This window comes from Amycolatopsis sp. NPDC051371 (assembly GCF_040682155.1).
GTDB lineage: Bacteria > Actinomycetota > Actinomycetes > Mycobacteriales > Pseudonocardiaceae > Amycolatopsis.
Map to the genome: position 1 here is coordinate 43,436 of NZ_JBFBAG010000016.1, position 21,699 is coordinate 65,134.

The 21,699-nt window shown below is 72.1% G+C and carries 18 protein-coding genes; 9 read left to right on the top strand and 9 right to left on the bottom strand.

From position 1 onward, the window contains the following. Both AB0M59_RS20710 and AB0M59_RS20715 read right to left on the bottom strand, forming a co-directional pair. Nucleotides 1-900, bottom strand: coding sequence for a hypothetical protein (locus AB0M59_RS20710; RefSeq protein WP_364617209.1), 900 nt, complete (start codon nucleotides 898-900; stop codon nucleotides 1-3). Then, the gene (locus AB0M59_RS20715; protein WP_364617211.1) at nucleotides 897-1,475 is read right to left on the bottom strand and encodes a response regulator transcription factor; all 579 of its coding nucleotides are present in this window, start codon (nucleotides 1,473-1,475) and stop codon (nucleotides 897-899) included. Before AB0M59_RS20715 ends, AB0M59_RS20710 begins: the two co-directional genes overlap by 4 nt. A 23-nt stretch (nucleotides 1,476-1,498) precedes the next feature. Here AB0M59_RS20715 and AB0M59_RS20720 point away from each other — a divergent pair, with 23 nt between their 5' ends. Further along, nucleotides 1,499-2,488, top strand: coding sequence for a histidine kinase (locus AB0M59_RS20720; RefSeq protein WP_364617213.1), 990 nt, complete (start codon nucleotides 1,499-1,501; stop codon nucleotides 2,486-2,488). On the opposite strand, the gene AB0M59_RS20725 is transcribed toward AB0M59_RS20720, so the two are convergent. The 3 genes from AB0M59_RS20725 to AB0M59_RS20735 all read right to left on the bottom strand — a co-directional run bounded on the left by AB0M59_RS20725 (nucleotide 2,430) and on the right by AB0M59_RS20735 (nucleotide 4,883). After that, the gene (locus tag AB0M59_RS20725; RefSeq protein WP_364617215.1) at nucleotides 2,430-3,161 is read right to left on the bottom strand and encodes a polysaccharide deacetylase family protein; all 732 of its coding nucleotides are present in this window, start codon (nucleotides 3,159-3,161) and stop codon (nucleotides 2,430-2,432) included. The genes AB0M59_RS20720 and AB0M59_RS20725 overlap by 59 nt on opposite strands. A gap of 76 nt (nucleotides 3,162-3,237) precedes the next feature. Next, nucleotides 3,238-4,044: an NAD(P)-dependent oxidoreductase gene (locus AB0M59_RS20730; RefSeq protein WP_364617217.1), complete on the bottom strand. Its 807-nt coding sequence runs from the start codon at nucleotides 4,042-4,044 to the stop codon at nucleotides 3,238-3,240. A 26-nt stretch (nucleotides 4,045-4,070) separates the two neighbouring features. After that, nucleotides 4,071-4,883: an IclR family transcriptional regulator gene (locus tag AB0M59_RS20735; RefSeq protein WP_364617219.1), complete on the bottom strand. Its 813-nt coding sequence runs from the start codon at nucleotides 4,881-4,883 to the stop codon at nucleotides 4,071-4,073. Nucleotides 4,884-5,042: 159 nt separating this feature from the next. Here AB0M59_RS20735 and AB0M59_RS20740 point away from each other — a divergent pair, with 159 nt between their 5' ends. The 7 genes from AB0M59_RS20740 to AB0M59_RS20770 all read left to right on the top strand — a co-directional run bounded on the left by AB0M59_RS20740 (nucleotide 5,043) and on the right by AB0M59_RS20770 (nucleotide 15,489). Next, on the top strand, nucleotides 5,043-6,548 hold the full coding sequence (locus tag AB0M59_RS20740; protein ID WP_364617221.1) for a sodium:solute symporter family protein: 1,506 nt from the start codon (nucleotides 5,043-5,045) through the stop codon (nucleotides 6,546-6,548). A gap of 50 nt (nucleotides 6,549-6,598) precedes the next feature. Then, nucleotides 6,599-7,534: a 5-dehydro-4-deoxyglucarate dehydratase gene (locus AB0M59_RS20745; RefSeq protein ID WP_364617223.1), complete on the top strand. Its 936-nt coding sequence runs from the start codon at nucleotides 6,599-6,601 to the stop codon at nucleotides 7,532-7,534. Beyond that, nucleotides 7,534-8,790, top strand: coding sequence for a glucarate dehydratase family protein (locus AB0M59_RS20750; RefSeq protein ID WP_364617225.1), 1,257 nt, complete (start codon nucleotides 7,534-7,536; stop codon nucleotides 8,788-8,790). The genes AB0M59_RS20745 and AB0M59_RS20750 overlap by 1 nt, the downstream gene beginning before the upstream one ends. A 4-nt stretch (nucleotides 8,791-8,794) precedes the next feature. Further along, complete coding sequence (locus tag AB0M59_RS20755; protein ID WP_364617227.1) at nucleotides 8,795-9,934, top strand: hypothetical protein; 1,140 nt, start codon at nucleotides 8,795-8,797, stop codon at nucleotides 9,932-9,934. Nucleotides 9,935-9,948: 14 nt separating this feature from the next. Further along, nucleotides 9,949-11,403: an aldehyde dehydrogenase (NADP(+)) gene (locus tag AB0M59_RS20760; RefSeq protein ID WP_364617229.1), complete on the top strand. Its 1,455-nt coding sequence runs from the start codon at nucleotides 9,949-9,951 to the stop codon at nucleotides 11,401-11,403. Between the two features lie 106 nt (nucleotides 11,404-11,509). Next, entirely contained in the window at nucleotides 11,510-13,885 is a 2,376-nt protein-coding gene (locus AB0M59_RS20765) for a polysaccharide lyase 8 family protein (protein WP_364617231.1), read from the top strand. Nucleotides 13,886-14,013: 128 nt separating this feature from the next. Beyond that, nucleotides 14,014-15,489, top strand: coding sequence for an NAD(P)/FAD-dependent oxidoreductase (locus AB0M59_RS20770; protein WP_364617233.1), 1,476 nt, complete (start codon nucleotides 14,014-14,016; stop codon nucleotides 15,487-15,489). 88 nt (nucleotides 15,490-15,577) lie between these two features. Here the strand turns inward: AB0M59_RS20770 and AB0M59_RS20775 are convergent, their stop codons facing one another. The 4 genes from AB0M59_RS20775 to AB0M59_RS20790 form a co-directional block, all read right to left on the bottom strand. Beyond that, nucleotides 15,578-15,700: a ribosomal protein bL36 gene (locus AB0M59_RS20775; RefSeq protein ID WP_364617235.1), complete on the bottom strand. Its 123-nt coding sequence runs from the start codon at nucleotides 15,698-15,700 to the stop codon at nucleotides 15,578-15,580. Nucleotides 15,701-15,776: 76 nt separating this feature from the next. Then, nucleotides 15,777-16,946: a VWA domain-containing protein gene (locus AB0M59_RS20780; protein ID WP_364617237.1), complete on the bottom strand. Its 1,170-nt coding sequence runs from the start codon at nucleotides 16,944-16,946 to the stop codon at nucleotides 15,777-15,779. Further along, nucleotides 16,943-19,123 carry a DUF5682 family protein gene (locus AB0M59_RS20785; protein ID WP_364617239.1) on the bottom strand — a complete coding sequence of 727 codons (2,181 nt, stop codon included), beginning with the start codon at nucleotides 19,121-19,123 and terminating at the stop codon, nucleotides 16,943-16,945. Before AB0M59_RS20785 ends, AB0M59_RS20780 begins: the two co-directional genes overlap by 4 nt. After that, the gene (locus tag AB0M59_RS20790) at nucleotides 19,120-20,205 is read right to left on the bottom strand and encodes an AAA family ATPase (RefSeq protein WP_364617241.1); all 1,086 of its coding nucleotides are present in this window, start codon (nucleotides 20,203-20,205) and stop codon (nucleotides 19,120-19,122) included. Before AB0M59_RS20790 ends, AB0M59_RS20785 begins: the two co-directional genes overlap by 4 nt. A 263-nt stretch (nucleotides 20,206-20,468) precedes the next feature. Here AB0M59_RS20790 and AB0M59_RS20795 point away from each other — a divergent pair, with 263 nt between their 5' ends. Continuing rightward, nucleotides 20,469-21,692, top strand: a complete 1,224-nt coding sequence (locus AB0M59_RS20795; protein ID WP_364617243.1) for an IS110 family transposase — start codon at nucleotides 20,469-20,471, stop codon at nucleotides 21,690-21,692. Nucleotides 21,693-21,699: the final 7 nt, after the last annotated feature.

Here is a 21,699-nt window from a genome sequence, read left to right on the forward strand (position 1 = left end):
TCACGCGTTCGCGCGGCGGAGGCGTTCGGCCGCCTGCGCGCGGACCGCGTCGCCGGACACCGGGGGATCGCCGTGCAGCGCCTCCCAGCGCGCGTTGTGCGCCGCCACCCACAGGCTCGCCGCCCACGCGATCTCCTGCTCCTCCGCGGTGAACCGGCGGCCGCGCAGGTCCTGGTAGGCCGTCAGGAACGCGGCGGAACTCCCGATCGGGGCGAGCGTCGGCGGGGAGTCACTGGCGAACGCGCCGGACGCCGCGCCGGCCAGCGCCGCCTCCGGCTGCCACGCCAGGCTGTCCCAGTCGTGCACGGCCCAGACGTCGTCGTGCCAGCGGAGGTTCTGCGCTTCGAAGTCGGCGTGGCCCAGCACGCACGGCAGGTCCGTGGCGAGCAACCGTGCCCGGGCCCGCCCGGCCGCCTCGACGACGTGGGCCGGCACCACGCTCTGGTCCCGCTCGTCGAGGAACCCGATGGCGGGCCACAGCCCGGGATCCCGGTGGTCCCACCGCGCCCAGCGCGGGTTCGGCAACGGTGGCGCGACGTCGACGCCGGCCAGTTCGGCCATCAGCCAGGCGAACACCGCAGCGCAGCGCTCGGCGACGGCCGGCGAGTCGCCGCGCAGCACCACACCGCCGGGGCGCGACTCCTCGGCGTGCACCGCCAGCGTGCCGACGGCGACGACCGCGGTGAGCGGCCGGGCGCACGGGAACCCGCGCTGCGCCAACCGGGCCTGGGCGGCGACGCAGGACGCGGCCCGGCCGTCGTCCGCACGGGCCTTCACCACGACCTCCCGGCCGTCGGCCAGCCGCAGCCCGACGACCGCCGAGAGCGAGGTGCGCTCGAACTGCACCTCGCCCGGGACGCTGCCCAGGTGCTCCGCGCACCAGGCCGGGAGCCAGTTCACCGGTCCCGCGCCACGAGCGCCGCCTGGGTGCGGCTCGTGACGCCCAGCTTGGCCAGCACGTTCCCGACGTGGACCTTGACCGTCCGCTCGGCCAGCCGCAGCCGCGCCGCGATGTCCCGATTGGACAGTCCTTCGCCGAGCAGTTCCAGGACGTCCCGTTCGCGCGGGGTCAGCGTGCCGCCGCCGGTCAGCGCCGAAGCCACCGCCGGGCTCAACGCGGTCACGCCCTGGTGCGCGGCGCGGACGGCGGCCGCGAGCTCGTCGCCGGACGAGTCCTTCAGCACGAACCCGGCCGCGCCCGCGGTGAGCGCGTCGCGGATCTCGCGGGGCCGGCCGACCGTGGTCAACATCAGGACGCGCGGTGCCGGGGGGCGCAAGCGGCGCAGGACTTCGAGGCCGTCCATGCCCGGCAGGTAGAGGTCGAGCAGGACGACGTCGGCCTCGACGGACGAACCGAGCAGCTCCGGGCCGCTCGCGTACTGCGCGACGACGTCGAGGTCCGGCCGCGCCCCGAGGATCAGGGCGATGCCCTCGCGCACGAGCGCGTGGTCGTCGACGACCTGAACCCGGATCATGCCCGCACTCTAGTGTCGGGCGCATGCGCCAGTCTCTCGTCACGACGGCCGCGGCCGCGGCGGTGTTCTTCGCCAGCGGCGCCTGGACCCCGCACCAGGGCTGGGTCGCCGCGCTGCTCAGCGCGGTGCAGCTGATCCCGCTGCTGTGGACCCGCCGCGCCCCGGCGCTCGTGCTGGTCGTGGTCACCCTCGCGACGGCCGGGCACCTGCTGCTCGACCAGCCGCGCAACACGATGTACGTGCCGGTGCTGCTCGCCCTGTACAGCACGCCCCAGCGGTGGCTCGCGGCCGCGGCGGCGCTCATCGTCGGCGGGGCCGTGTTCCCGGCGAAGGGCCCGTTCGACGGCACGGTCCTGGCCCTCACGATCTGCGCGGTCGCCTGGCTGCTCGGCGCCGAACGCCGGCGCGCGCTGGCCGACCGGGCCGAGCGCGCGGCCCGGCGGCTGCACGACACCCTCGCGCAGACCACGGCCGTGATGCTCGTGCAGGCCGAGACCCTGCGCGCGGTCGGCGACCTGACCGACGCCGACCGCGAACGCCTCGACACCCTCTTGGCCGCCGGGCGCGGCGCGCTGACGCTCGTCAGGCGCACGCTCGACGACCTCCGGGAGGACTCCGAGCGGGCGCCGGACCTCGCCGAGGTGCTGGCCCGGCTGCGCACCGCGGGTCTCGTCCTCGACCGCGACCCGGTGCTGCCCGCGCTGCCGCGCCCGGTGCGGGAGCTGGCCGAGCGGTTCGTCGCCGAGGCGGCGGTGAACGCGTTGCGGCACAACGGTCCCGGCGTCCGGCTGCGGCTGGACGTCGAAGTGGGAGACCGGCTGACGATCACCGCACGCAACCCGCTCAAAGGGACTCCGCGCGCGGGCGGGGGTTACGGCCTGGCCGGGCTCGCGGAGCAGGCCGCGGCGGCCGGGGGAGTGCTGACGCACGGGCCGCGCGACGGCGAGTGGGTCGTCAGTGTCGAGCTGCCAGCAGCTGCGACACGGTCACGAACCGGTAGCCGCGCTGCTTGAGCTGGTCGACGACCGGCCCGACCGCCTGCCGGGTCTGCTCGCGAGAGGCGTACATGGCGTGCAGCAGCACGATCGAGCCCGGCCGGACCCGGTCGAGCGTGGTGCGCTCGACGGTGGCGGCGTCCGGGGTTCCGTCGGAGTCGGGTTCGACGTCCCAGGTGATCGTCGTCCGGTTGTGCTCGGCGAGGTAGTGCGGCAGCGCGAAGAGCTTCTTGCCGTTCGGCGGCCGGAAAAGGATCTCGCCGGGGTAGCCGGCGGTGCGGATGAGGGCGTCAGTGGCTTCGACCTCGTCGGCGACCCAGGCCGGTGTCACGCCGATCATCCGCTCGTGGCTGAAGCTGTGGTTGCCGAGTTCGTGCCCCGCCGCGGCGATGTCGCGCGCGAGATCGGGGTGCGCGGCGATGTCCCGGCCGATGAGGAAGAAGGTCGCCGGCACTTCGCGCTCGCGAAGCGTGTCGAGGATGGCGTGCGTACCCGCGGGGTGGGGACCGTCGTCGAAGGTGAGTGCGACGATCTTCTCGGTGGTCTCGACGCGGTTCACGAGCGTGCCGAAGAACTGGAAGGTCCGCGACTTCGACACCTCGAACAGCGTGAACGCGGCGCCGACGACGACCACGAGCACGCACGCCACGACGATGGTCCACTTCCGCGCACGGCGTGACTTCAAGATCATGGCGCCACCCTGGCTTGACCCGATGAGACGAGGAAGCCGCGAAGGTACTAGTACCTTCGCGGCTTCCTTAAGACCGTCAGAGCGGGTTGAAGACGCCCAGGGGAGCGGTGCAGAACGGGCCGCCGACGTACTCGGCCGCGGCCCCGGTCGGCGCGGGGCGGGAAGCCAGCTGCTCGGCGTACACCTCGGCGTCGTCCAGGGACTTGTAGCCCAGCGCCTCCGCCTCGGCCAGGGAGTAGATCCGGCGCGTGTTGTCCGAGACGCCCCAGATCAGCCGGTACCCCGGCGACGGCGCCGACAGGCAGGCCTCGAAGAGCCGCGCGCCGTCGTCCGGCGAGAGCCACGTCGTCAGGCCGCGCGGGCCGAGCGGCAACGGCGTCTCGAAGCACGAACCGATGCGGATCACGATCACGTCCATGCCGAAGCGCGAGTGGTACAGGCTGCCGAGCGCCTCGATCGCCGCCTTGCTGACGCCGTAGTACGTGTCCGGCCGCGGTGACGAGTCCGCCGGCAGATCGGAGTCGTTCCGCCGGAAGCCCACCGCGTGGTTGCTCGAGGCCAGGATCACGCGCGAAATCCCCGCCGACCGCGCCGCCTCCAGGACCGTCTGCGTCCCGTTGATGTTGACGTCGAGCGTCGCTTCCCACGTGTTCTCGCGGCTGTGCCCGCCGAGGTGGATCAGCGCGTCGACCCCCGAGCACGCCGCAGCCATCGCGTCGGCGTCGGTGACCGACGCCGTCACGATCTCCTCGGAGGCGTCCGACGCCGTCTGCGGGGCGAGGTCGAGCAGGCGCAGCACCCGGCCGTCGCGCTTCAGGCGAGGGCGCATCAGGGTGCCGACGACACCCGCCGACCCGGTGATGAGCACACGCTGGTCCGTCATGGGATTCCTCTCGGTAAAGGCGGCGGTCAGCGAATTCCGGCCCGGCGCAGTTGCTGCCCGAGCTCGGCGGTGGTTTCGGCGAGCAGCTCGCCAACGCGCTGGGCGTCGGCGTCGGTCACCTGGGAGATCGGCATCGAGCAGCTGATCGCGTCCGTGCCCGGGATCCGATAGGGGATCACCGCGGCGACGCAGCGGACGCCCAGGGTGCCTTCCTCGACCTCGGCGGCGTACCCGCGCTCGCGCGTCGCGGCGCACTCGGCGTGCAGGGCTTCGAGCGTGGTGATGGTGTTCGGCGTCAGCGGCGGCAGCGTCGCCGGCATCAGCGCCTCGATCTCGTCGTGCGTCAGCTCGGCCAGCAGCGCCTTGCCCAGCGCGGTCGCGTGCGTGGGCAGCGTGCGCCCGACGCGGGAGACGAGGTGCGTGGACCGCTGCGACTCGCGAGTCTCCAGGTAGACGACCTCGGTGCCGTTGCGCCGCGCGAAGTGCGCGGTGAAGCCGGTCTTCTCCCGGATGCGCTCCAGGGCCTCGGTGGCGAACGGGACGACGGCGTCGCGGTCCAGGTACGCCGTGCCGCAGATCAGCGCGCGGACGCCGAGGCGGTAGCGAGCGGTGTTGGCGTCCGCCTCCAGCCAGCCGGCCTCCAGCAGCGTCCGCAGCAGGCCGTGCAGCGACGAGCGCGGGAAGCCCGTGCGCGCGTGCAGGTCCGAGAGAGACAGCCAGACGTCGTTCGCCGCGAAGGTCTCGATGAGGTCGACGGCCCGGCGAGCGGACTTCACTCCCGAGGATTCGGCGGGGGCACCGTCCGCTCGGGCGTCCAGGTTGTCCACCTTCTGCGGCATTTGTGTGCCTCCGTCCGGCCGTTGACTTGTGACTCCGGCCATATTAGCGTCCCGAACAACGTTCTTATGGATGAACATAATCACTATAACAGACTCCGTTCATGGATGTGAACATCTCGTTCGAGACCGCATCGCCGTGGACGCGGAAAGGAGCCTGCGGTGCACGCACTCGACTGGACGATGGTCTGCGCGTACTTCGCGCTGATGATCGTGATCGGCTGGTGGTCGCACAAACGGGTCAGTGACGTGAAGGACTTCTTCACGGCCGGCGGCAAGATGCCGTGGTGGCTGGCCGGCATCTCGCACCACATGTCGGGCTACAGCGCCGTGCTCTTCGTCGCGTACGCGGGCGTCGCGTACACCAGCGGCGTCACCGTGTACTTCTGGGGCTTCGCCAGCATCGGCATCGGCGTGGGCATCGGCAGCTGGCTGTTCGCCGCCCGGTGGAACCGGCTGCGCTCGAAGCTCGGCGTCGCCTCGCCGCTGGAGTACCTGGCCAAGCGGTACAACGTGCCGACGCAGCAGGCGCTCGCCTGGAGCGGCAGCCTGCTGAAGATCTTCGACATCGCGGCCAAGTGGTTCGCCGTCGCGACGCTGCTGCACGTCTTCGCCGGGCTGGACTACAACCTCGGCATCCTCATCACCGGCGCCGTCACGCTGGTCTACTGCACCATCGGCGGGCTGTGGGCCGACGCCCTCACCGACTTCGGCCAGTTCGTCATCCAGGGCATCGCGGCGATCGTGATGATCGTGGTCGTGCTGGGCAAGCTGGGCGGGATCTCCGCGCTCTGGACGATGTGGGACAAGCTGCCCGAAAACCACCTCGATCCGGTGACGTCCAAGTACACCACCATCTTCTTGCTCGTTTACGTGCTCGTGAAGACGCTGGAGTACAACGGAGGCATGTGGAACCTGGCGCAGCGCTACATGGCGGCGCCGAACACCCACGAAGCCCGGCGCGGCGCACGGCTTTCGTCCGCGCTGTACCTCGTGTGGCCGCTGGTGCTGATGTTCCCGATGTTCGCGGCGCCGCTGCTCATCCCGGGCGTCAAGGACCCCACGCAGTCGTACGCGATCATGACGACGACGTTCCTGCCGCCGGGCCTGATCGGCCTGGTGCTGGCCGGGATCTTCTCGCACACCATGGCGATGGTCTCCTCCGACGCCAACGCGATCTCCGCGGTGATCACCCGCGACATGATCCCGGCGATGTTCCGCCGCACCCGGCAGTGGACCGACGTCCAGGGCCTCAAGGCGGCGCGGATCACCACGGTGATCTTCGTGGCGCTGACGATGCTCGTGGCCACGCAGGCGCAGAACCTCGGCGGTGTGCTGCAGATCGTCGTCAACTGGGTCGCCGCGCTGATGGGCCCGATCTCGATCCCGCTGCTGCTCGGCATGCTGCCGTGGTTCCGCAAGTGCGGCCCGCGCGCGGCGCTGATCTCCTGGGCGGGCGGCCTGCTCGACTACGCTCTCTGTTACTACGTCTTCAACGCGAACCAGACGGTGCTCGTCGCCACGCCCATCCTGGTCTCGCTCGCCCTTTACGTCGGCCTCGGCCTGATCGCGCCCGAGCGGAGCGCGGCGGCCGATGAGATCGTCGACACCGTGAACACCGACGACGACGTCGACCGCACGAAGGAAGGCACGACCGTGCCCGCCTGACGCTGGCCACACCCGGCCGAAACCGATAAAGGACGAGAGAGCGGAAACTGATGGCACAGAACGAGATCGAGCTGGACGGCCTGCTGGCGTTCCCCCTCACCCCGTTCACCGAGGACCTCGAGGTCAACCTCGACGCGCTCGCGGAGAACGTGGAGAGCCACATCGCGGCCGGCGCCGGTGCGCTGTTCGTCGCGTGCGGCACCGGCGAGTTCAGCTCGCTCTCGCCCGCCGAGCACGCCTCGGTGCTCATCCGGTCCCGTGAGGTGGCCGCCGGCCGCGTCCCGGTCTGGGTGGGCGCCGGGGGCGGCGCGGCGGCCGCGCGGGCCGGGATCGCGGCGGCCCAGGCCGGGGGCGCCGACGGCGTTCTGCTGCTGCCGCCGTACCTCGTTTCCGGGCCGCAGGCGGGGCTGGTCGACTTCGTCCGCTACGCCGTCGGCGACTCTTCGGTGCCGGTGATCGTCTACCACCGCGGCACCGGCGTGTTCAGCGCGCCGGCCGCGGCGTCGCTGCTCGACATCCCCTCGATCGTGGGGCTCAAGGACGGCTACGGCGACGTCGAGGTGATGACCCGGATCGTCACCACCATCCGCGCGCTGGACACCGAGCGGGCGCGGAACTTCCTGTTCTTCAACGGCTTGCCGACCGCGGAGGTCTCGGCCAAGGCGTACGCCTCGATCGGCGTCGCCCGCTACTCCTCCGCCGTGCACTGCTTCGCGCCGGAGATCGCGCACCGCTTCCACCGCGCGCTCGGCGAGGGCGACACCCGCGTGATGGACGCGCTGCTGACCGGCTTCTACCTGCCGCTGGTGGCGCTGCGGGACGAGACGCCCGGCTTCGCCGTCTCCCTGGTCAAGGCCGCCGCCCGGTTGCGCGGCGACAAGGTCGGCCCGGTCCGGCCGCCGCTGGTCGAGCCGACGCCGGAGCAGATCCACCGGCTCGAGAAGGTCGTGGAGGACGGCTTCGTCACGCTGAAGGCGCTGGGCTGATGAAGATCCTCGATGTGGTGCTGACGCCGGTCGCGTTCGCCGACCCGCCGCTGCTCAACGTCATGGGTGTGCACGAGCCGTTCGCGCTGCGCAGCGTCGTGCAGGTCGAGTGCGAAGACGGCATCGTCGGGCTCGGCGAGTCCTACGGCGACGACGCGTTCCTCGGCGAGGTGCGCAAGGTGCTGCCGCAGCTGCGCGGCCACGACGTCTTCGACCTGCCCGGCCTGCAGCGGCTGGTCGCGCGGGCGCTGTCGGACACGGTCCTGACCGACGCCCACGGGCTGATCGGCGGGTTCTCGATCCGCAAGACCATCGCGAGCGTCTACTCGCTGTTCGAGGTCGCGTGCCTGGACGCGCAGGGGCAGTACCTCGGCCGGCCGATCACCGACCTGCTCGGCGGCAAGGCCCGCGACGCCGTCGAGTTCTCGGCTTACCTGTTCTACAAGTACGGCGAGCACGTCGACGGCCGCGAGGACTCCTGGGGCGAGATCACCACGCCGGAGACGCTGGTCGGGTCCGCGAAGCGGATGATCGACGAGTACGGCTTCCGCTCGATCAAGCTCAAGGGCGGCGTCTTCGAGCCCGGCCAGGAGGTCGACGGGATCCGCGCGCTGGCCGAGGCGTTCCCCGGGCACCCGCTGCGGATCGACCCGAACGGCGCGTGGACCGTCGAAACCGGGATCCGGGTGGCGGCCGAGCTGGACGGTGTCCTGGAGTACCTCGAAGACCCGACGCCGGGCATCGAAGGCATGGCCCGGGTCGCTTCGGAAGCGTCGATGCCCTTGGCCACCAACATGTGCGTGGTGAACTTCGGCGACATCGACCCGGGCTTCCGGGCGCGCGCGATCGGCGTGCTGCTGTCGGACCACCACTTCTGGGGCGGCCTGCGGGCGACGCAGTCGCTGTCGACGACGTGCGAGAGCTTCGGCGTCGGCCTGTCGATGCACTCCAACAGCCACCTCGGGATCAGCCTGGCCGCGATGGTGCAGGTCGCCGCGGCGACCCCGCACCTGACCTACGCCTGCGACACGCACTGGCCGTGGAAGGTCGAGGACGTCATCGAGCCGGGTGTGCTGGAGTTCCGCGACGGCGCCGTGGCGGTGCCGTCGACGCCGGGACTGGGCGTCAAGCTGGACGAGGACGCGCTGGCCCGGCTGCACGAGAACTACGTCCGATGTGGACTGACCAAGCGGGACGACGTGACCTACATGCGCAAGTACGTTGCCGGGTTCGAGCCGAACACGACGAGGTGGTGACCCGGTGAAGGTGACGGGATACGCCTACCCCTGGGACGTCCTGGAGTCCGGCTTCGCCGCGCGCGCCCGGGATCTGGGCGTCGACGAGGTGGCCGTGGCGCTGTCGTACCACAGCGCCCGCGCCGCGACGCCGTGGTCGGCTTCGCGGACGGCCGTGGTCGCGCGGCACGCGGCCTTCTACCGGCCCGTGCGTGCGGAAGCCTGGGAAGGCAAACGTTTGCGTCCGTCCACTCCGGACTGGGTCGCTGCTCGGGACAGCGGTGGTGACGCCGTCCGGCTGCTCAACGAGGCCGGCATCCCGGCCGCCGCGTGGATCGTGCTGACCCACAACTCGCAGCTCGGCTACGAGCACCCGGACGTCGCGGTCCGCAACTGCTTCGGCGAGACCTACCCCTGGGCGCTGTGCCCGTCGCAACCCGCGGTGCGCGAGTACGCCGCGACGCTGACCGCCGAAGCCGTCGCCGGGCTGGAGCTGTCGTCGGTGATCCTCGAAGCCTGCGGCCCGCTCGGCGCGGTGCACCAGCACCAGCACGAGAAGACCGACGGCGTCTGGGCGCCCGCGGTGGCCCGGCTGCTGTCGATCTGCTGCTGCGATGCCTGCGCTTCTTCGTGGGACCTCGATGCCGACACGGTCCGGGCCCAACTCGTCGAGGAGGTCCGGCGGCTGGTCGCGACCGGCGACCTGGGCGTCACGGCGGACGACCTGCCGCCGTCGCTGAGCCAGGCGCTGCTGCGGACCCGGCAGCGGGCCACCGACGCGCTGCGGGCCGACGTGCTGGCCCAGCTGCCGGCGGGGACGCGCGTCGTGCTGCACGGCGCGCTCGACCCGTGGGTCACCGGCGCGCTGCCCGGGCTGACGCCGTCCGCTGCGGACGACGCCGACGCGGTCGTATTGTTCGGGTGGACGCCCACCACCGGGGCCGACGCCGTCGCGGCGGCCCGGGAGGCCCTGCCCGGCCGGGTCGCGATCGGCAGCTACATCACCGCGGTCGCCGCCGCACCGGTGCCGGACATCGCCGCGTACGTCGGCGAGCTGGCCAAGGCGGGCGCCGCGGAGCTGCACCTGTACCACCTCGGCTTGGCCGGACCTGGTCGCTGGGGCGACCTCGGCACGGCCACCGCCGCCGCCCACGAGATCCACTGAGGAGCTGTACCCCGATGAGCCAGGCAACCGACGCCGCCACGCTCGAGAAGATCCTGACGGGAGCCGCCGCGGCCGCCCGTCCCGCCGCCGAGGCGACCCCGGCCGAGCGCGCCCGCTGGCTCGTAGCGGCCGCCGACGCCCTCGACGCCGCCGCGGACGACCTCGTCCCGCTCGCCCACCGCGAGACCCACCTGCCCGCCACCCCGCGGCTGTCCGGCGAGCTGAAGCGCACGACGTTCCAGCTCCGCCTGTTCGGCGAGGTCCTCACCGACGGCGAGTACCTCGGCGCCACCGTCGACCACGCCGACGCGGACTGGCCGATGGGACCGCGCCCGGACATCCGCCGCGTCAAGACCGCGATCGGGCCGGTGCTGGTGTTCGCGGCCAGCAACTTCCCGTTCGCGTTCAGCGTCGCCGGCGGCGACACGGCGTCCGCGCTCGCCGCGGGCTGCCCGGTGATCCTCAAGGCCCACCCGGGCCACCCGGAGCTGTCCGCGCTGACCGGCCGGATCGTGCGCGAAGCCCTGGTCGGCGCGGGTGCGCCCGACGGCATCTTCGATGTCATCTTCGGGCAGGAGGAAGGCGTCACCGCGCTGAAGGACCCGCGGATCGCGGCGGCGTCGTTCACCGGCTCGATCCCCGGCGGGCGGGCACTGTTCGACATCGCGAACGCGCGGCCGCGGCCGATCCCGTTCTACGGCGAGCTCGGCAGCGTCAACCCGGTCGTGGTCACCGAGGCCGCCATCGCCGCGCGCGGGGAAGCCGTCGCGAAGGGCTACGCCGGGTCGTTCAGCCTCGGCGCCGGCCAGTTCTGCACCAAGCCGGGCCTGGTGTTCCTGCCCGAGGACCACGGCCTGACCGACACGCTGCGCTCGGCGCTGGAGGGCGCCGCGGCCCAGCCGATGCTCAACGACCGCATCGCCGCCGGGTACGCCGACAAGCTGGCGCAGCTGCGGGAGGTGCCGGGCGTCGACGTCGTGTCGGAGTCGGCTTCGGAGTCGCCGGCCTTCACGCCGACGCTGCTGGCCACCACGGGCAAGCAGTTCCTCGAAGGCGGCGACGCGGTGCACGAAGAGTGCTTCGGCCCGGCGTCGCTGATCGTCACCTACGCCGACCAGGCCGAGCTGCTGCGCCTGCTCGACGTCATCGAACCGGGACTCACCGCCACGATCCACGGCGAAGAGTCCGATGTGGACTGGATCCGGCCGGTGCTGCCGGCGCTGGGCCGCATCGCCGGCCGGCTGCTGTGGAACGACTGGCCCACCGGCGTCACGGTGAGCTGGGCCCAGCAGCACGGCGGCCCGTACCCGGCCACGACCGCCCCGACCACGACGTCCGTCGGTACCGCCGCGATCGAGCGGTTCCTGCGCCCGATCGCCTGGCAGGGCTTCCCCGACGCACTGCTGCCCGAACCCCTGCAGGAGGCCAACCCCTGGCAGCTGCCCCGCCGCACCGACGGCTCCCGCTGACCCCCGTCGTGAGTGAGAAACAGGGTTAGAACACTGTTTCTCACTCACGACAGCTTTTCCGCCGCCGCGACCGAAGTTCCGTTCCCCGCCCCTGGGAGGCATTGTCATGCCCGTGAACCGGAGAAACGCCCTGCGCGGCGGCGCCCTGGCGGCCGCTTCCACTGTGTTCCTCACCCGTCCCGCGTTCGCCTCGGCCGCCACTCCGGTGGCCGCCGCGACGCCCGCGTCGAGCGCGGTCCCGGCCGCGACCGCGCCGATCGTCGCGGCCTACCGGCAGCTGCAGTCCGGCATCAACCGGCCGTCGCCGGAACGCACCGAGGCGCTGGCCAACCTCGGCCGCGTCGCCAAGGCCTACAACGCGAGCCTGTCCGTCGCCGGCGGTGGCGCTCCACTGTGGACGGACCTGCCGCTCGGCCCCGGCAGCGACTACACGACGTCGATGTACGCCCGGCTGCGCGCGATCGCCGTCGACTGGGGCACGCCGGGTGGCGCGCTGTCCGGCGACCCGGTGGTGCTCGACCGGATCAAGGCGGCGCTCGAGCTGATCTACGCGAGCCAGTACAACCCGGACGTCGGCGAGATCGGCAACTGGTACACCTACGAAATCGGCGTCCCGTACTACGTGCTGCACACGCTTTCGGTGGTCGCCGACCAGCTGACCGCCGACGAGCTGGCCCGGTACGTCAGCCCGATCAAGCGGTTCGTCGGGAACCCGAACCTCCGCGCGAACAACACCGCGGTCGTCGAGACCGGCGCGAACAGAGCCGACAAGGGCCTGATCTCGATCGTCGCCGGCGCGCTGATCGGCGACACGGCGTGGATCAAGACGGGCATCGACGCGCTCACCGACGTCGCGGGCGGGGGCGCGGCGAGCGTCGTCGCCAAGCTGGACCGCGCGGCGGGCGACGGCTTCCACGTCGACGGCTCGTTCATCCAGCACGACACCATCCCGTACCCCGGGCACTACGGCATCGTCCTGCTCACCGCGCTCGCCGGCGCCATCCACGTCACGGCGGGCACCGAGTACGCGCTGCCGCAGGCGCTCAAGGACAAGATCTACGCGCTGGTCGCGGACAGCTTCGCGCCGTTCGTCTACGCGGGCGCGCTGATGGAGCCGGTCCGCGGCCGCATGCTTTCGCGCCAGGGCGAGACCGGGCACGACATCGGCCACCAGTTGACGGTCGCGACGCTGGTCCTGGCCCGCACGGCTTCGGGGAAGACGAAGACCGACCTCAACGCCCTCGCCGCGAAGTGGATCAAGGAAGGCACGTACGCGCCGTTCCTGAAGATCCCCGACCCGGAGCGGTTCGCACCCGGCCCGGACCTGGTGGCGACGCCGGGCATCGAGTTCGCGCAGGACATGCTGGCCTCGGGCGCGCGCCCGGCGCGGGTCGTCGCCACGCACCGGGACTTCGGCCAGCAGGACCGGATGGTGCACGTCACCGACGACTGGTCGGCGTCCCTGGGCGTCAGCTCGACGCGGATCTCGCGCTACGAGTCCATCAACGGCCAGAACCTCAAGGGCTACCACGTCGGCGACGGCGTGCTCTACACGTTCCTGCCGAATGCCAAGGGCCACTACACCGACGCCTACTGGCCGACGGTCGACCCGCTGCTGCTGCCCGGCACGACCGAGAACGACGGCCCGGTCGACCCGAAGTTCGGCGGGGTGCCGGTCGGCCCGAACCCGCACACCGGCGGCGTCCGCTGGGACGACAAGCACGGCGCCTTCGCGATGGACTTCAAGTCCTGGGACGGCTCGCTGGTCGCGAAGAAGTCGTGGTTCTTCACGCCGTCCGGGATCGTCTGCCTGGGCGCGGGAATCACCAGCACGTCGGCGTCGAACGTGCGCACGACGATCGAGAACCGCAACCTCGGCGAAGGCGGTCGCGGTGCCTTGACCGCGGACTTCCGGCGCGTCCCGACCGACCTCGGCAAGGCATCCGCGCTGCGGCGGCCGCACTGGGCGCACCTGGAGAACGTCGGCGGGTACGTGCTCCTGGACGACGCGCCGGTGACGGCGCTGCGCGAGGACCGCACCGGTGCGTGGCGCGACATCGACACGGGCGCCAACACCAAGGGCACGACGACGCCGAACACGCGCCGGTACCAGAAGCTGGTGCTGGAGCACGGCGCGAAGCCGGTCGACGCGACCTATGCGTACGCGGTGCTTCCGGGTGCGTCGGTGGTCGGGACGCTCACGGCGTCGTGGGCGTGGCGCGTTCTTTCGAACACCTCGGTGGTGCAGGCGGTCCGGACGGGCGACACGCTGCTGGCGAACTTCTTCGCGGCCGGCTCGGTCGACGGCGTGAGTGTGTCCGGGCCGGCGTCGGTGGCGATCGGGCACTCCGGGTTCCGGACGCAGCTCGCCGTGTCGGACCCGACGCAGACGCAGGACAGCGTCACGGTCAAGGTGCACGGCAAGTCCGTGACGGTGCCGCTCAAGGGTTCCTTCGGCGCGACGAAGGTCGTGCCCCTGTGACAAGCGGGGCTTCGCCCCGGCCGGGGGCTCCGCCACCCGGACCCCCCGGAAACTGAAGTGGTTCTCCCCGCCGGGCCGGTGCCCCGACCCGGTCCGGCGGGGTCCCCACCTCGGTTAGGCTGGAATTCATGACCACCGCCGAGCACGTGGACGTCCTGATCGTGGGCGCCGGCCTGTCCGGCGTCGGCGCCGCCTGCCGGCTCCAGGAGCGGCTGCCGGGCAAGACGTACGCCGTGCTGGAGGCGCGCGACACCATCGGCGGCACCTGGGACCTGTTCCGCTATCCGGGCATCCGGTCCGATTCGGACATGTTCACCCTCGGCTACCCGTTCCGGCCGTGGAAGGACCCGAAGGCGATCGCGGACGGCCCGTCGATCCTGACGTACATCCGCTCGACGGCCGAGGCTTTCGGAGTGACGTCGCACATCCGCTTCGGCCACCGCGTGGTGCGGGCGTCGTGGTCGTCTTCGTCGGCGCTGTGGACGGTCTCGACCGAGCACGGGGCGACGTTCACCTGCCGGTTCCTGTACCTGTGCAGTGGCTACTACTCCTACGAGAGCGGCCACGTCGTCGACTTCCCGGGCCGCGCGGAGTTCGCGGGGGAGATCGTGCACCCCCAGCACTGGCCGGTTTCTTTGGATTACACCGGCAAGCGGGTCGTGGTGATCGGCAGCGGCGCGACGGCGGTGACGCTGGTGCCGGCGATGGCCTCCACCGCTTCCGGCGTGACGATGCTGCAGCGTTCGCCGTCGTACATCGTGGCGCGGCCGGGGCGGGACGCACTGGCCGACCGTCTGCGGGCGCTGCTGCCGGAAAAGCTCGCGCACCGGGTGGTGCGGGGCAAGAACGTGGTCATGGGCACACTGTTCTTCCAGCTGATGCGACGGCTGCCTCGCCGGGCGGCCCAGGCCTTGCGGGATCGCGTGGCGGCGCAGCTGCCGGCGTCGATCCCGGTGGACCCGCACTTCGTGCCGTCGTACGACCCGTGGGACCAGCGGCTGTGCCTGGTGCCGGACGCGGACCTGTTCCGGGCACTGCGGTCGGGCAAAGCGGACATCGTGACGGACCGGATCGAGCGGTTCACGGAGTCCGGCGTTCTGCTGGAGTCGGGCCGTTCGCTGCCGGCGGACCTCATCGTGACGGCGACGGGCCTGCGCCTGGTGGCGTTCGGCGGGATCTCGCTGACGGTCGACGGTCGCGCGATCGAGCCGGGGGAGCAGCGGGCGTACAAGGGCATGATGTTCGGCGGCGTGCCGAACCTGGCTTGGTGCGTGGGCTACACGAACAACTCGTGGACGCTGCGGGCGGACCTGACGTCCCAGTACGTGTGCCGGCTGCTGGCGTACCTGGATCGGCGCGGCTACGCGTATTGCGCCCCGGACGCCGCTTCGGCGTCGTCGGCGGGGCGGCCGCGCCCGATCGTGGACCTGGCATCGGGGTACATCAAGAGGGCCGCCTCCGGCCTGCCGAAGCAGGGTGAGAGGCGGCCGTGGATGATGCGCCAGAACTACTTGCTGGACCTGGCGGACATGCGGTTCGCCCGCGTGGACGACGGGGTGATGCGCTTCGGCCGCGCGGAGGACCGGGCGGCCGCGGCGGGCTGAAGGGCACCTTCCTCCCAGCTGACGCGCCGAAGGGCACCTTCCTGGCATCTGATGCCACGAAGGTGCCCTTCGGCCCGAGGGCGCCGTGTCAGCCCTGGCGGGCCTTCGAGCGCGGGTTGTCCTTGTTGATCACCAGGATCTTCGCGCCGCGGCGGATGACCTGGGCGCCCGGCTGGCGGGCAAGCGAGCGGATCGAGCTGCGAACCTTCATGGCGAGCCGTCCTTCCTGCGGGAGCTGCTGTCCCACACCTGCGTCAACAGCCGCGCAGTGAGTTTCATTCCGCAACTCAGCTGGTCTCGCGGGCCACCCACGCTTGCAGGTCGTCACCACGAACCGCGGCCGCCATCAGCTCCGGGAACTGGTCCGGCGTGCACGCGAACGCCGGGACCCCCAGCTCCGCCAGCGCCGCCGCGTTCTCGTGGTCGTACGACGGTGCGCCCGAGTCGGACAGCGCCAGCAGCGTCACCACCTGGACCCCCGCGCCGACCAGCTCGGCGACCCGGTGGAGGAGCTCGTCTTCGTCGCCGCCCTCGTACAGGTCGCTGATCAGCACCAGCAGCGTCTGCTCGGGCCGGCCGACCAGGCCCTGGCAATAGGCGATCGCCCGGTTGATGTCCGTGCCGCCGCCGAGCTGGGTGCCGAACAGCACGTCGACCGGGTCGGCGAGGTGCTCGGTCAGATCCGCGACCTCCGTGTCGAACGCGACGAACGACGTCCGCAGTGCCCGCATCGACGCCAGCACCGCGCCGAACAGCCCCGAGTACACCACCGACTCCGCCATCGACCCCGACTGGTCCACGGCCAGGATGACGTCGCGCTGCACCGCCTGCTGGCGCCGGCCGAAGCCGACCAGCTGCTCGGGGACGATCGTGCGGAGCTCCGGGGAGTAGTGCTTGAGGTTCTTGTGGATCGTGCGCGCCCAGTCGACGTCGCCGGGGCGGGGCCGGTGCGTGCGCGACGCCTTGTCCAGCGCGCCCTTGATCGCCGCGCGCGTGCGCTCGGCGAGCCGCTCCTCCAGCTCCTCGACCACCTTGCGGACGACCTCGCGCGCCGTCTCCTTGGTCTCCTCCGGCAGCACGCCGTTCAGCGAAAGCAGCGTCCCGACCAGGTGCACGTCCGGCTCGACCGCCGAGAGCAGCTCCTTCTCCAGCAGCATCCGGGTCAGGCCCAGGCGGTCGACGGCGTCGCGCTGCATCACCTGCACGACGGTGCTGGGGAAGTAGCGCCGGATGTCGCCCAGCCAGCGCGCGACCCGCGGCGCCGACGCGCCCAGGCTCGCGCTGCGCGGCCCGCCCGTCGCCTCCTCGTCCGGCTTGTCGTAGAGGGCGGCCAGCACCGCGTCGACCCCACTGTCCTCATCGGACAGCTGGGCGTCGGCCAGCCCCGACCCCGGGCCCGCGCCCTCGGCGCCCAGCACCAGCCGCCAGCGCCGCGCGCGCTCGACGTCCGCGCTCATACCCCCACCCCCAGCAGCGTCGCGAGCACCGGCAGCACGCGCTCCGCCCGGTCCTCGTCCAGTTCTTCGGCCATCGCCAGGACCGCGACGGTGCCGGTGAGCCCGGCCGCGCGATGCCCGATCGCTCGCTTCTCGGGCCCGCTGAACGCGCCGAAAGTGCGGCGCAGCAACGGAAGCACCTCGGTGAAGACGTCGTCGTGGATCGCCGACAGCCACGCGTCGATCACCCGCAACAGGCCTTCGTCGTGCACCAGCAGCAACGCGCCGCCGTCGAAGAAGCCCTCGACGTACGCCGCGCCCGCCGACGGTGCGATGCCCGGCGTGAGTGCCCGGCCCAGCCGCAGTTCGATGTCCAGCGCGTCGAGCAGCCCGGCGTCGTGCAGGATCCGGGTGAGCCGGCCGGCCAGCAACGGCGGCAGCGACGGCCGTTCGGCCAGCCGGGCCAGCGCCGCGAGCCAGCGCTCCTTCGGGTCGTCGCCCAGCAGCGACGTCGCGTCGTGCACCCCGTCGACCAGCTGGGCCATCCGGGCCGCGGCGTCGTCGTCGATCCCGTGCGTCGCCGGCGGCAGCCCGGCGCAGATCCGGTCGAGCATGCGGTCGGCGACCGCGCGCAGCGCACCGGTGTCGGTGCCGCGCACGTTCCCGTACCGGGTCGCCCGGGCCAGCGCGGGCAGCGCCGACATCAGCCGGGCGACGTCCGCGTCCGCCGCCGCCCGTGCGTCGAGGGCGGCCAGCGCCTCGGGCAGCGCCTCCGGCAGGTCGGCGAGCAGGCAGTTCTCGACGGCCGTGGTCACCTCGTCCAGCGGGGGCGTGCCCTCGACGGTGTCGCGGACCGCGGCGGTCGCCGCCGACGGCACGGTGGTGCCGTGCACCGCGGCCGCGACCAGGTCGACCTCGAACGCCGGTTCCCAGCACAGCGCCCAGGTCTCCCGGAACGTGCCCTTGTTCCGCCGCGCCGACGCCTCCCGGCTGCCCCACTCGATGCCGAGGATCCGCAGCCGGTGCAACAGCTTCGAGCGGTCGAGCCCGCCGGGTGTCCGCAGGTCGAGGTCGAGCTCCTTGACCATCGGGTCCTTCTTGAGCCGCAGGCGTTTCGCCGTCGCGGTCAGGTCCGCGGCCAGCGGTGGCTGCGGCACCCGGTCGGGCACCTCGCCGAGCCGTTCGCCGACCACCAGCCGCCGCGTGACCAGCTCGACCTGCACCTCGTCGCCGCCGCAGAGCACGGATCGGGTCGCTTCGGTGACCTCGGCCAGACCGGGCGACGACCGCCCGCGCAGCGTGGCGAGGGTCTCGGCCAGCCGGACCGCCTCGATGACGTGCGCGGTCGAGACGGGCAGGTCCTCCTCCCGCAGCACCGCCGCGACGCCGGCCAGCCAGCGGGTGGTGACGTTCTCGGCCGTGGTGAAGAGGTGGTGGTACCAGCCCGGCGACCGCACGCCCGCGCCGTAGCCGCTGGCCGTCGCGAGCCGGCCGTGGGTCCACGGCACCCAGGTGCACGCGACCTTCCGCTTCGGCAGTCCTTTGAGGACGGTCTGGTCGTGCGACGCCGGCGGCAGCGGGTCGACCAGCGCGGGCACGTGCCAGGCGCCGCAGACGACGGCGATGTTCTCGAAGCCGTCCTTGCGGGTGCGGCGCAGCACCGAGCGCATGTGGGCCTCACGCCGGGCTTCGTTGCCGCGCGGCGGTTCTTCGTCCTCCCGCAACGCGGTCATCGCCTCGGCGATCACCTCGAACGGGTTGTCGTCGCCGCGCCGCGACTCGACGACGTCGTCCCACCAGCGTTCCGGGTCGTCGTAGCCGCCGGCCGAGGCCAGCGCGGCCAGCGGGTCGCCGGGCGGCCCGGCGTGCTCGTCCGGCCCCGCGGCGAAGGTGTTCGCGGCCGGGAGGTCGCAGAACCGCACCGGGATCCCGGCTTCGCGCGCGTACGCGAGCGCTTGCCACTCCGGGCTGAAGACGGCGAACGGCCAGAACGCGGCGCGCGAGACGTCGTCGGTCGCGTACGCCAGCAGCGCGACCGGCGGCGCCATCGCCGGGTCTTCGGTCAGCTCGACCAGGGCGTCGGCCTCGGGTGGACCTTCGATCAGCACGACGTCGGGTTCGAGCTGCGCGAGCCGCGTCGCCACGGCGCGGGCCGAACCCGGGCCGTGGTGGCGGATGCCGAGCAGGTGCGTCGTCACGAAAGTTCCTGGCCCGCCCGGTAGAAGTCGGCCCAGCCGTCGCGCTCGCGGACGACCGTTTCGAGGTACTCGATCCAGATCGCGCGGTCGGCCACCGGGTCCTTGACCACCGCGCCGTGGATGCCGGCCGCGATGTCGTGCGGGCGCAGCACGCCGTCGCCGAAGTGCGTGGCCAGCGCGAGACCGCCGGTGAGCACGCTGATCGCCTCGGCCGTGGAGAGCGTGCCGGACGGCGACTTCACCGCTGTGCGGCCGTCTTCGGTGCGGCCCGAACGCAGCTCGCGGAACACCGTGACCACCCGGCGGATCTCGGCCAGTTCGGCGGCTTCCGTGGGCAGCTGCAGTGACGTGCCCAGCTCGGCGACCCGCCGGCTGACGATCTCGACCTCCGCCTCGGCGCTGTCGGGCAGCGGCAGCACGACGGTGTTGAACCGCCGCCGCAGCGCGCTCGAGAGCTCGTTGACGCCCTTGTCGCGGTTGTTCGCCGTCGCGATCAGGTTGAAGCCCGGCCGCGCCTGGACCTCGGTGCCCAGCTCGGGGATGGGCAGCGTCTTCTCGGACAGGATCGTGATCAGCGAGTCCTGGACGTCGGCCGGGATGCGCGTCAGCTCCTCGAGCCGGGCCAGCTTGCCGTCCCGCATCGCGTGCAGCAGCGGGCTTTCGACCAGCGCGGCGGCGCTCGGGCCCTCGGCGATCAGCCGGGCGTAGTTCCAGCCGTAGCGGATGGACTCCTCCGACGTGCCCGCGGTGCCCTGCACCATCAGCGTCGAGTCCCCGCTGATCGCGGCGGAGAGGTGCTCGGACACCCACGTCTTCGCCGTGCCGGGCACGCCGAGCAGCAGCAGCGCGCGGTCGGTGGCCAGCGTCGCCACGGCGACCTCGATCAGCCGCCGCGGGCCGACGTACTTCGGGGTGATCGCGGTGCCGTCGGGCAGGGTACCGCCGAGCAGGTACTCGACGACGGCCCACGGCGAGAGGTTCCAGTTGGGCGGCTTGGCCCGGTCGTCGGCGGCGGCCAGCGCGGCCAGCTCGGCGGCGTGGTCCTGTTCGGCGTGCGGCCGGAGGACGGTGGGGGCGGTCACTAGTGCACCCTCTTCTGTGCGGGCCCTTGGACGGGGCTTGTGGTAGGAACTAGGCGGAAGCCGGGGTGACGGCCTGTGGCGGTCGCCCTTCGAGGGCCTGTATGACACTGCCGCCCCCGGTTTCCCCGGAACCGCGAAGCGATGACAAAGGGACGCGCCGCAGAGCGCCGGTTAGTGACCACTCCGCTGTCGGTTCCCTCGCCTCCGCCTGACTCCTGCCCGGGACTGCACACGGGAAGGCGACGCAGTTGTCGCAGCACGACGTGCCTTTGCTCTTCATCGGGATCGACTGGGCCGCGGCCGAGCACGCCGTGTGCGTGCTCGACCGAACAGGCCGGAAAGTCGCCGCGTTCACGATCGAGCACACCGCCGCCGGGTTCCGCCGGCTGACCGCCCGGCTCGGCAAGCTCGGCGGGACCAGGCAGGCACCGGTGGCGATCGAGCGCCCGGACGGCCGCCTGGTCGATGCGCTGCTCGAGGCCGGGCATCCGGTGCTGCCGGTCAAACCGAACGCGATCAAGACCTGGCGCGAGGCCGAAGTCCTCTCCGGCGCCAAATCCGACCCCGGCGACGCGCAGGTGATCGCCGACTACCTGCGGGTGCGCTTCCATCGGCTGCGTCCCGCCGCACCGTTGTCCAGCCACACCAAAGCACTGCGCACCATCGTGCGCACCCGCGACGACCTCGTCGACGCACGAGTGGCCGCGATCAACCAGCTCGGCGCGCTGCTGGACGCGCACTGGCCCGGCGCCAAAGCCATCTTCGCCGACATCGAGTCCGCGATCGCGCTCGCGTTCCTGACCCGCTACCCGACCGCCGCCTCGGCTGCCTCGCTGACCGGGAAACGGCTGGCCGCGTTCTGCGCCAAACAAGGCTACTCGGGCAAGAAACCCGCCGACGTCCTGCTGGCCCGGCTGCGCTGCGCACCTGCCGGCACGCTCGACCCCGTTGTCTCCGAGGGGATCCGGGACGCAGTGCTGGCCCAAGTCGCCGTTCTGACCGCGCTCAACACCGCGATCAAGAACCTGGACCGCTCCATCGCCGCGCAGATGGACGCCCACCCCGACGGCGGGGTCTTCCGGTCCTTCCCCCGCGCCGGAACCGTCAACGCTGCCCAGATCCTGGCCGAATGGGGCGACGCCCGCGCCGCGTTCGGCCACCCCGACGCGATCGCCGCGCTGGCCGGGCTCACCCCGGTCACCAAAGCATCCGGCAAACAGCACGGAGTCTCGTTCCGCTGGGCCTGCAACAAACGCCTCCGCGTCGCCATCACCACTTTCGCCGGTAACAGCCGCCACGCCAGCCCGTGGGCCGCCGACATCTACAACCGAGCCCGAGCCTCGGGCAAAGACCACCCACACGCCACCCGCATCCTCGCCCGCGCCTGGACCCGGGTCATCTGGCGATGCTGGCAGAACAGCACCCCCTACGACCCCGGCCTGCACGGCGGCGCCCGACACCACGTCGAACAGCAAGCCGCGGCCTGACTTCGAT